This window comes from Clostridium sp. AF27-5AA, from assembly GCF_003478415.1.
In the GTDB taxonomy this organism is placed as follows: domain Bacteria; phylum Bacillota; class Clostridia; order Lachnospirales; family Lachnospiraceae; genus Otoolea; species Otoolea fessa.
The window spans coordinates 74,829-84,888 of sequence record NZ_QUFH01000013.1; the positions used below are offsets into that span (position 1 = coordinate 74,829).

At 49.5% G+C, this 10,060-nt stretch carries 9 protein-coding genes; all 9 read left to right on the plus strand.

The features are described from left to right. Positions 1-129: 129 nt before the first annotated feature. The gene (locus DWY89_RS12430; RefSeq protein ID WP_118471874.1) at positions 130-1,449 is read left to right on the plus strand and encodes a glutamine synthetase family protein; all 1,320 of its coding nucleotides are present in this window, start codon (positions 130-132) and stop codon (positions 1,447-1,449) included. A 31-nt stretch (positions 1,450-1,480) separates the two neighbouring features. Beyond that, the gene (locus DWY89_RS12435) at positions 1,481-2,035 is read left to right on the plus strand and encodes an ANTAR domain-containing protein (RefSeq protein WP_118524715.1); all 555 of its coding nucleotides are present in this window, start codon (positions 1,481-1,483) and stop codon (positions 2,033-2,035) included. A gap of 46 nt (positions 2,036-2,081) precedes the next feature. Next, the gene (gene dapF / locus DWY89_RS12440; protein WP_118467090.1) at positions 2,082-2,882 is read left to right on the plus strand and encodes a diaminopimelate epimerase; all 801 of its coding nucleotides are present in this window, start codon (positions 2,082-2,084) and stop codon (positions 2,880-2,882) included. 72 nt (positions 2,883-2,954) lie between these two features. Beyond that, positions 2,955-3,755, plus strand: a complete 801-nt coding sequence (locus tag DWY89_RS12445) for an N-acetylmuramoyl-L-alanine amidase (RefSeq protein ID WP_118467092.1) — start codon at positions 2,955-2,957, stop codon at positions 3,753-3,755. Between the two features lie 170 nt (positions 3,756-3,925). Beyond that, the gene (locus DWY89_RS12450; protein WP_022358543.1) at positions 3,926-4,558 is read left to right on the plus strand and encodes a cytidylate kinase-like family protein; all 633 of its coding nucleotides are present in this window, start codon (positions 3,926-3,928) and stop codon (positions 4,556-4,558) included. Between the two features lie 131 nt (positions 4,559-4,689). After that, positions 4,690-6,072, plus strand: coding sequence for an MATE family efflux transporter (locus DWY89_RS12455; RefSeq protein WP_118523264.1), 1,383 nt, complete (start codon positions 4,690-4,692; stop codon positions 6,070-6,072). A 32-nt stretch (positions 6,073-6,104) separates the two neighbouring features. Continuing rightward, positions 6,105-7,784 (plus strand): 23S rRNA (uracil(1939)-C(5))-methyltransferase RlmD, encoded by a 1,680-nt coding sequence (gene rlmD / locus DWY89_RS12460; RefSeq protein WP_118524716.1) that lies wholly within the window; start codon positions 6,105-6,107, stop codon positions 7,782-7,784. Positions 7,785-7,915: 131 nt separating this feature from the next. Further along, positions 7,916-8,479: a DUF262 domain-containing protein gene (locus DWY89_RS12465; RefSeq protein ID WP_118524717.1), complete on the plus strand. Its 564-nt coding sequence runs from the start codon at positions 7,916-7,918 to the stop codon at positions 8,477-8,479. A 158-nt stretch (positions 8,480-8,637) separates the two neighbouring features. After that, positions 8,638-10,017: a ParB/RepB/Spo0J family partition protein gene (locus DWY89_RS12475; protein WP_107001186.1), complete on the plus strand. Its 1,380-nt coding sequence runs from the start codon at positions 8,638-8,640 to the stop codon at positions 10,015-10,017. Positions 10,018-10,060 lie beyond the last annotated feature (43 nt).

Genomic DNA, 10,060 nt, shown 5'->3' on the forward strand with positions numbered 1-10,060 from the left:
ATCATAAACGTATGCTTGAAATTTTTGGGGCTGTATAGGCAGGAAAATTTTGGGCGTATATGAAAAGAGGGCGAGGGGGCTGACTGGAAACAGAGACAGCTGCCTCGTTTTTTATAGGAGGAAATGGCGATGGGAGAGAATACGAACCGATCCGAACCTTTTTTTGATGAAGATGTTGATTTGGTAAAGCTGCAGTTTACCGATATTTTTGGACAGTGCAAAATGGTCCAGATGACGCGGAGGCAGGCGGAAAAAGCGATGAAAGAGGGGTATGCAATCAACCGGTTTGCGCTCGGCGGCTTACAGAAAGCTGGGATCGAGGGCGCGGCGGCGCCGGAGTATCTGACGGACCAGAGCGAGAGTGTGGAATTGTACTTGAAGCCGGATGCATCAACGTATCAGGTTCTTCCGTGGGATTCCGGGCAGGAAAATGTAGCGCGCGTGATCTGCCAGGTCTGCAATGCGGATGGGACGCCGTCCTGGACGGATTCGCGTCATATTTTACAGGAAACGGTAAAACGTGCCGAGAAGATGGGACTGGACTTTGATTTTGATTTCCAGTGTGAGTTTTATCTGTTTCACACGGATGATGATGGGAGACCGACGACGGTGACGCATGAGGTTGCCGGGTATTATGACGCGGGACCGATCGATTTGGCAGAGGGCGTCCGCCGGGACATGGTTCTGAGCCTGGAGGAAGCAGGATTTGCGGTCGAGAGCACGCATCATGGTCTGACTGCCGGACAGCACAGCTTCGTCCTTCCGGCGCGCCGGGGCATTGAGGCAGCAGATTATTTACAGACGTTCAAGGCGGCGGTCAAACGGATTGCGAAACGCCATGGTCTGCATGCGACTTTTATGCCGAAGCCAAACATGAGCGGCGACGGATCGGGGCTTCATGTGGGCGTGTCGATCTCTTCCAGACGGGGCGCCGAGGCGATGGCGCAGGCGAAGCAGTTTGCGGCAGGCGTGCTTAAAAATCTGAGCGATATGATGATTTTCACGAATCCGACCGTCAATTCATACAAACGTCTGGCGGCAGAGCGGAGCACGGTGTTCCAGCCGGAGTTCCCGGCGGCTGTGTGGGAAAAAGGAAGTGAAAAGGCAGTTCATGTGAAGGAAGACCGGAACGGACGTATTTCCGTGGAAGTGCAGTTCCCGGATCCGTCTGCGAATCCGTATCTGGCGCTGACGGCGATCCTGGCAGCAGGACTGGAAGGAATCGAGAAGGCGCTGGTGCTGGATGAAGAAGCGGGCGATGAGAATGCGCCGCGGTTCCCGGAGACATTGGGGATATTGCTCCAGAAGCTGGATCAGAATGAATTTGCACACCGTGTATTTGGGGAAAAGTTCTGCCGGATGTACGGCGAGGGCAAGAAAGAGGAGTGGGAACGCTTCTGTGCCTATGTGACGGATTGGGAGACAGCGGAATATCTGTATCGTTGTTAGGGGGTACGAAATCGCAGTGAGGTGAGACCACGTGGGAAACATCATAGTAGCATTTTCGAAGCCGCAGGACGGACGAAATATTAGAAATATACTCGTAAAACATGGAATACAGGTCACAGCCTCCTGCACATCGGGCGCGCAGGTTTTAGCGTCAACCGATGATTTGCGAAGCGGGATTGTGGTGAGCGGCTACCGGTTTGGTGATATGACCTGCCGGCGGCTTGCCGACCAGCTGCCGCCGGGATTTGATTTGCTTCTCATTGCTTCCCCGAGCCGGTGGAGCGGCGAAGCGATGGGAAGGATTGTCTGCCTGCCGGCACCGTTTAAAATGGGAGATTTAGTTTCGACGGTCCGCATGATTGAGCAGTCACAGACGGAAAAAAGACGGCGGATGCGTCGCCAGCCGCCGCAGAAGCGCAGGGAAGAGGATCAGAAAGCGATCGACACCGCAAAGGCTATTTTGATGGAGCGGAACCGGATGACGGAGCCGGAGGCGCACAAATATCTGCAGAAATGCAGCATGGACAGCCAGGTCAGCCTTATTGAGGCGGCACAAATGGTAATCAGTCTTTACAAAATGGCGTAAGATCCTTTACAATAGGATCAAAAAGGCAGAAGGAGCAGCAAAAACGATGAAATTTACAAAAATGCAGGGACTGGGCAATGATTATGTCTATGTCAACTGTTTTGAAGAAACGGTAAACGATCCGGAGAAGCTGGCGATTGCCGTCAGTGACCGCCATTTTGGAATTGGTTCCGACGGATTGATTCTGATTACCCCATCCGAGGTGGCAGACTGCCGCATGGATATGTACAATCTGGACGGTTCCCGAGGCGCGATGTGCGGCAACGGCATCCGCTGTGTGGGAAAATATGCGTATGACCACCATATTGTGGACAAGCCGCAGATTTTTGTTGAGACATTGTCCGGGATTAAATATCTGGATATGAAGGTCGAAAATGGCAAAGTAACGGCGGTCACCGTCGATATGGGCGAGCCGGAGCAGACTTCCGAGCTTCCGGAGAAGATCGAGGTAGATGGAACGGGGTACGAATTTACCGGAATTTCCATGGGAAATCCGCACGCCGTTCTGTTTATGGATGAGATTGATTCCCTGGAACTGGAGACGATCGGACCGAAATTCGAGTTCCATAAGCGTTTCCCGGATCGTACCAACACCGAGTTTGTCAAGGTCATTGACCGCACACACGTAAAAATGCGTGTCTGGGAGCGCGGATCCGGCGAAACGATGGCATGTGGAACGGGTGCCTGCGCGGTTGCCGTTGCATCTATTCTGGCAGGACATACGGAGGATGAGGTTGAGGTCGAGCTGTTGGGCGGCTGCCTGCAGATCCGCTGGGACCGCGAGAAAAACCGCGTGTTCATGACTGGACCGGCGGTGGAAGTGTTTAGCGGGGAGTATGAGGAATAATTAAACAGGAAACTTTGGGACTTCTTTCACATATGGTAGTAGTACAACGATATGTGAGAGGAGTCTTTTCTTTTGGAAGAAAAAAAGAAAGTGATGATAGATGCCGGGCACGGCGGAACGAAAGATCCGGGAGCAGTATTTGAGGATCGGATGGAAAAGGACGATACCCTGCGTCTGGCGTTGGCAGTAGGGCGGATTCTCGAGGAAAATGGGGTGAATGCCGTCTATACGCGGACGACGGACGTCTATGACACGCCTTACCAGAAAGCAGAGATGGGGAATGAGGCGGAGGCGGACTATTTTGTTTCCCTGCACCGCAATGCGGCGAGTGAGCCGGGAAAAGGTTCGGGCGTCATGACGCTGGTGTACAAGACAGGCAGGGAATCAGAACAGCTGGCGGATTCAATCCAGAGAGAGCTGGCGCGCACCGGATATGTGGATCTCGGCGTGATCGAGCGCCCGGATTTGATTGTGCTGCGGAAAACGCAGATGCCGGCGGTTCTGGTTGAAGTCGGATTTATCGACAATCCGGAGGATAACAAGCGGTTTGACGCGCAGTTTGACGAAATTGCGGCGGCGGTTGCATCTGGGATTCTAAATGTAATCGATGACGACATGGATCGCCGTCCGGTGGAAGAGAGCGACTATTATTACCAGATCCAGACGGGGGCGTACCGCATCCGATCGCTGGCAGAGCAGCAGTTAGAAGAACTGCGCCGTATGGGATTCCCTGCATTTCTGGTGTACGATGGGACGTATTTCAAGCTTCGGGTCGGTGCGTTTAAAAATCTCGACAACGCTGTGCGGATGGAACGGGAACTGCGGAAGGCGGGATTTCCGACGGTGCTTTTGTATGAGAGGGAGGTGAAGTAGGGGAGAAAAGCTGAAAAACAGGCACTATCTGAAAATAAGAATAGAATGACTTATTTGATTGATTTTTGCTGTGCTTTTTGTAAAAATGAATGGAAAAAATCCCCTCATTATGGTATGCTGAAGATAGAAAGCAATATGCATTTTCTTGTAGATAAAGGGAGGGGTTTGGTATGTCAGAGAAGAAAAAAATTATCATCACGATTGCGAGGCAGTATGGAAGCGGCGGTGCGGATACGGGCAAAAAGTTGGCGGAAGATCTGGGGATCAGTTTTTATGATAAGAACATTCTCCGTATGAACTCAGATGAGAGCGGTATCAAAGAGAGCTATTTCCATCTGGCAGACGAGAAGGCGGGCAACCGGCTTTTATACAAGATTATCAATACATTGACACCGGAAAAGGGCGCACCGTCGTTCGGTTCCGATCTCATTTCAGCCGACAATCTGTTTCGCTTCCAGTCGGAAGTGATCCGGAAGCTGGCGGCGGAGGAATCCTGCGTCATCATCGGCCGCTGCGCGGATTATGTGCTGGACGGCACCGAGGGACTGATTCGCGTGTTCCTCTACGCGGATATCAAGGTGCGCGAGGAGCGCGTGCGTGAGCGGAATCTCTACGCGGACAAAGATGTCCTCAAAAATATCCACCGGATCGACCGGGAACGCCGCGATTATAATCGTTATTATGCAGGGCGCGACTGGGAGAAGCCGGAGAACTACGACCTTTTGATTAATACGACACAGATTGGTGTGGACGGGGCGGTTCAGTTGATTAAGGATTATTTAAAAATGAGGGGGCTTTTGTAAGGGAAAAAGAATGACTTCCACTTGCAATTCAATATAGTATCGTGTAAAATGGCACATACAGCCGGGCGAATACGAGAGTGTTTGGACGGCTGTATGTGCTGTTTTGCTATTATTACAAGTAAGGGGAAAATATGAAATATCAAAATGATATTGACAAAATGAATACGAACCGGAATTTATTTCTGATGTCGCTGCCGATCTTCGTGGAACTGTTATTGCAGCTTTTGGTCGGAAACGTCGATCAGATGATGGTAAGCCGGGTGTCGCAGCCCTCGGTGGCGGCGATTGTCAATGCGAACCAGATCATGAACTTGGTGATTATCGTGCTGAGCATGGCATCGACGGCGGTTACTGTGATTTTGTCCCAGTATCTGGGCGCGCAGGATGAAAAAAATGCATCCCGGACCTGCATGGTCTCGCTCGTGCTGATCGGCGGCGTCAGTCTTGCGGCAACGATTCTGGTTTTTGCCGGGCACACGCCGCTTTACCGGGCGATCCATGTGCCGGAGGAGGTTTTTGATGAGGCGTCGCTGTATCTGCTGATTGTCGGCGCATTTATTCTGGTGCAGGGACTTTATCTGACCTTCTCAGCGATGATCCGCGCATTTGCCATGGTAAAGGAAGTCATGATTATATCAGTTATCATGAATGTCATGAATATTGTGGGAAATGCGATTTTAATCAACGGCTGGTTCGGAATGCCGCAGCTTGGGGCGGTCGGGGCGGCGATCTCGACGGATATCAGTAAGTTAGTTGGTTTGGCATTGATGATCGGAATGTTTTTCAAGAGCCGCCGCGTTAAAATGGGAATGAGTTATCTGCGTCCATTTCCGGTGCAGATTTTAAAAAATCTCTGCCTGTTGGCAATTCCGACAGGGGTCGAAAGTTTTTCATACAATCTCTCCCAGATGATTATTCTGGGAATTGTTAATTCCTTTGGCACGCTGGTTACTGTAACCAAGGGATATTGTACGATTTTTGCCAATATTGATTATGTCTATGCGATGGCGATCGCGACGGCAACCCAGATTGTGCTGGGCTACCTGATCGGCGCGCGCCGTTTGAATGATATACAGAAACGAGTGAATGCGACACTGAAGGTTGCGATTGCGGCATGTGTCGGTATGGCGGTGCTGATGTGCCTGGGAGGCAAATACATTTTCCTGATTTTCACAGACAACCCGGAGATCATTGCGCTTGGACGGAGGATTCTGGTGATTGAGATTGTGCTGGAGATCGGGCGCGCGGTCAACATTGTTATGACCAAATGCCTGATTGCGGTCGGCGATGTCCTGACCCCGACCACGGTCGGAATCACCTTCCAGTGGGTCGTAGCTGCCGCCGGCTCCTGGTTGCTCGGCAGCAAGCTCGGCTGGGGGCTGGAAGGCGTCTGGATTGCAATGGCAGCTGATGAATGCGTGCGCGGACTCATTTACGCGGTGCATTTTAAGAAAGAACGTTGGAAGAAGAATTTTAAGGGCGTGAAGACGGAAGCAGAGTTGGGAGAGGCGTAGAAGATAAGCGAAGAAAGAAAGTGTGAGAAAAAATGAAAGAAACAGGATGGAAGAAGACGGCAGGGAATGGTTCTGATGGAAAAAGAACGGAAGGAAAGAAATCGTTTGGCCGGGGGGAGAAAACAACTGGATTTTCCAAGAATAGTGCAAAAGTGGGAGTCAATGGGGAAAAACAGGGAAAATCTGCCCGTAAAGTGTCTGGAGTTGAGGATAAATGGGGCACACATGGGGACAGGAAACGAAATGTAGGGGAAAAAGACGGTCAGAAAACGGTTCGTGGTGGACAGCGTGGAAAAACAAAATGTCCGATTTACCGTGAGTGCGGTGGCTGTCAGTATCTCCATTTAACCTATGATCAGCAGTTAAAAGAAAAACAGAAGCGCATGGAAGAACTGCTGGGCGGTGTCTGTCCGGTTCGTCCGATCATTGGAATGGAAGAGCCGTATCATTACCGCAATAAAGTTCATGCGGTATTTGGATTGGATCGGAAAAACAATCCGATTTCTGGCATTTACAAAGAGGGGACACATCGGATTCTTCCGGTGGATTCCTGTCAGATTGAGGATCAGAAAGCAGACGAGATCATCGTGACGATCCGGAGTATGCTTCGTTCGTTCAAGATTCGTGTTTTTGATGAGGACACCGGATACGGTCTGCTGCGTCATGTATTGATTCGCCGCGGCTTCACAACCGGCGAGATTCTGGTTGTTTTGGTGACAGCATCTCCGGTATTCCCGTCGAAGAACAATTTCGTCAAGGCGCTTCGTGAAAAGCACCCGGAAATTACTACGATTGTCCAGAATATCAACGGCAGAAGCACCAGTATGGTACTGGGGGACAAAGAACATGTACTGTATGGAAAAGGATATATCGAAGATGAACTCTGCGGACTCCGGTTCCGTATTTCGTCCCGTTCCTTCTATCAGATTAACTCAGTTCAGACTGAGAAGCTGTACGGAAAAGCGATGGAACTGGCAGGACTTACAGGCAAGGAGACGGTACTGGATGCTTATTGCGGTATTGGTACGATCGGTCTCATTGCCAGCAAACACGCGGGCAAAGTTATCGGCGTAGAGTTAAATCAGGATGCAGTGCGGGATGCAGTGCAGAATGCGAAGAAGAACGGCATCACCAATGCACAGTTCTTCTGCAATGACGCCGGACGGTTCATGTCTCATATGGCAGCCAGAGGCGAGAGTGCAGATGTGGTATTTATGGACCCGCCGAGAAGCGGAAGTACCGAGGAATTTATCGATTCGGTAGCACTTATGCAGCCGAAACGGGTGGTATACATCTCCTGCGGTCCGGATACATTGGCACGCGATTTGAAAGTATTCGCAAAGCATGGTTATCGGGCGAAAGAAGCATGGCCGGTGGATTTGTTTGGGTGGACGGGGCATGTGGAGACGGTATGTTTATTGTCCAAACTTCACGAGGCGAAGCATCATGTGAATGTGAGACTGGATATGGACGAATTGGATTTGACATCTGCGGAGAGTAAAGCTACCTATGAGGAAATTAAGGAGTATGTCTTTGAACATACCGGCTTGAAGGTCAGTCACCTCTATATAGCCCAGGTCAAACAAAAATACGGTATTATCGAGCGTGAGAACTATAACAAACCAAAGTCTGAAAATGTCAGACAGCCGAAATGCCCACCAGAAAAGGAATCGGCTATCATAGATGCGTTGAGATATTTTGGAATGATATAAACTATTGTTGTTTTTGTGCTTTTCTATACAAATTTATTGTTTTTCTGTATAATTAATTGAAACACAAACAAAAGATTATCACGATAAGTATACTTGCTTTTCAAAATTTACAGATAGAAAGAAGGAGAAGAATGTCTTTTGAAGCGAAAGATTATCCTATTAGTGACATTCTAAATAAAGTTGTTTTTGATATTCCTCGAAATCAGCGCAGATATGTTTGGAAAAAATCCAGTTGGCAAGATCTTTTTGAAGATGTATTGTTTTCAATAACAGAAGAGAAGCCTCATTTTATTGGAAGTATCGTTTTGAAAAAGGGTTCCAAAAAAGATGGACTATCTTATTATACAATTATTGACGGTCAGCAAAGACTAACAACTATTACGTTGTTTCTGGTTGCAATTATGAAACACTTTCATGAAAATGATATGATGGATGATTTTTGGGGAACAGTTTCGTATCTTCAGTCAAAGGATAATCGAAATCAAGATATGGTTATTCTTAATTCAGAATTTCATACGTCAATTAGTCATATCATTGCTGGTATGATTAATATCAAAGATCCTAAAATGTCAATTACTGCTTTTGTTGATACACATATTCTGTCTAAATCAAGAGATAAGAATATTGGTGATGCTATAAAATTTTTCTACTTTTCTATTAAGGAAGATTTGCAACGGTGTACAAAGGGAACATAATAAAAAACTTAATAATGGACTGCCAATCTTACACAAAGTACCGCCCAAACGAGACTACGGGCGGTATTTTTGTATCATGGCGGAGAAAGGAGGAACTTCCCACGGGGGCTTGACTGAAAAGTTGAGCCCCTTTTTTCATGCCAAAAAACAGGAGGTAAATGCTTATGGCAGATGATAAAACCACAAAAACGCCGGAACAGCCGGTAACGGATAGCGGGCCGGGCAAGGAAACACCGCCTAATCCCCCAAAAGAGTCGGAGAAGGTTTCCGTTTCCCCGGAGCCGGAAAAAAAGACGGAACCAGAGGTAAAGACCCCACAGGTTTCTGTCTATAACTTCGCTGAAATTATGAAGGAAAAGAAAGCCGAGGAACGAGCGGCAGCTCCCGGCGTGGAAAAGCCTGACCCGGCAAAAGCGGAGAAACCGGAAAAGCAGCCGGAGGCTCCGAAAAAAGCAGAGGAAAAACCCAAAGAGCCGGAACAGCCGAAGCGCCGGGGCCGTCCCCCGAAAGCAGATAAGGACAAGGACGCAGCCTCGAAATCCAAAGCTCCCGCACAGAAAACGGAAAAGGCGGTCAAAAAGGAACCGGAGAAAAAAACGGCTCCAACGGTACAGGCCGCTCCCGCTCCGAAGGAACCCGAAAAACCGAAGGATGCTCCACGCCGGGGCAAGGAGCAGATCGTCTATATCAAGCTGAACGAACTCCACGCCTTCAAGAACCATCCCTTTGAAGTCCGGGACGATGAAGAAATGCGGGCTATGGTGTCCAGCGTTAAGGACAAGGGCGTGACCCAGCCCGCTATCGTCCGTCCCCGTGAGGATGGCGGCTATGAGATCGTGTCCGGCCACCGCCGCCAGAAAGCCAGCGAGCTTGCCGGATATGCGGATATGCCCTGTATCGTCCGAAACCTGACAGACGATGAAGCCATCACGCAGATGGTCGAGGATAATCTCAACCAGCGTGAAGAAATCCTCCCCAGTGAGCGGGCCAAAGCCTTGAAAATGCAGCTTGAGGCTATCAAGCACCAGGGCTCCCGCACTTCGGGCCAGATTGACCCGAAGGACGCAGGAAAACGCTCCAACGAAATTGTGGCCGAGCGTAATAAGATGGCGGTCAAACAGGTGCAGCGGTATATCCGGCTCAATGAGCTGGTTCCCGACTTGATGAAGCTGATGGATGAAAAAAAACTGGGCTTTACTACGGCGGTGGAGCTTTCCTATATCGGCAAGAAGAACCAGAACTATATCGCCGTTGCCATTGACAGCCAGCAGTCCTCGCCTTCACAGGCGCAGGCAAAGCGTATGCGGGAACTGGACGAAAAGAAGCTGCTCAACGGGGATGTGATCGACGGCATTATGATGGAGGACAAAAAGGAGGTAGACAAAGTGATTTTGACAGGTGCGGAACTGAGCAAGTATTTCGGCAAGGAAACTACGCCGAGGGAAATGAAGGACCAGATCATCAAGCTGCTGGACGACTGGAAGGGTCAGCAGAAGGAACACGAAAAACCGGAGAAGAAAACCGAACAGGAAAAGTAAGCTAAAACTTCGGGTCAGCATGGCCCGAGGATTGCGGGGCTCT

What these genes read in the sequence shown, in the direction of transcription:
- DWY89_RS12475 (WP_107001186.1), top strand. Translation starts at nt 8,638, where the DNA reads ATGCTTATGGCAGATGATAAAACCACAAAAACGCCGGAACAGCCGGTA.
- DWY89_RS12430 (WP_118471874.1), top strand. Translation starts at nt 130, where the DNA reads ATGGGAGAGAATACGAACCGATCCGAACCTTTTTTTGATGAAGATGTT.
- DWY89_RS12465 (WP_118524717.1), top strand. Translation starts at nt 7,916, where the DNA reads ATGTCTTTTGAAGCGAAAGATTATCCTATTAGTGACATTCTAAATAAA.
- DWY89_RS12450 (WP_022358543.1), top strand. Translation starts at nt 3,926, where the DNA reads ATGTCAGAGAAGAAAAAAATTATCATCACGATTGCGAGGCAGTATGGA.
- dapF (WP_118467090.1), top strand. Translation starts at nt 2,082, where the DNA reads ATGAAATTTACAAAAATGCAGGGACTGGGCAATGATTATGTCTATGTC.
- rlmD (WP_118524716.1), top strand. Translation starts at nt 6,105, where the DNA reads ATGAAAGAAACAGGATGGAAGAAGACGGCAGGGAATGGTTCTGATGGA.
- DWY89_RS12455 (WP_118523264.1), top strand. Translation starts at nt 4,690, where the DNA reads ATGAAATATCAAAATGATATTGACAAAATGAATACGAACCGGAATTTA.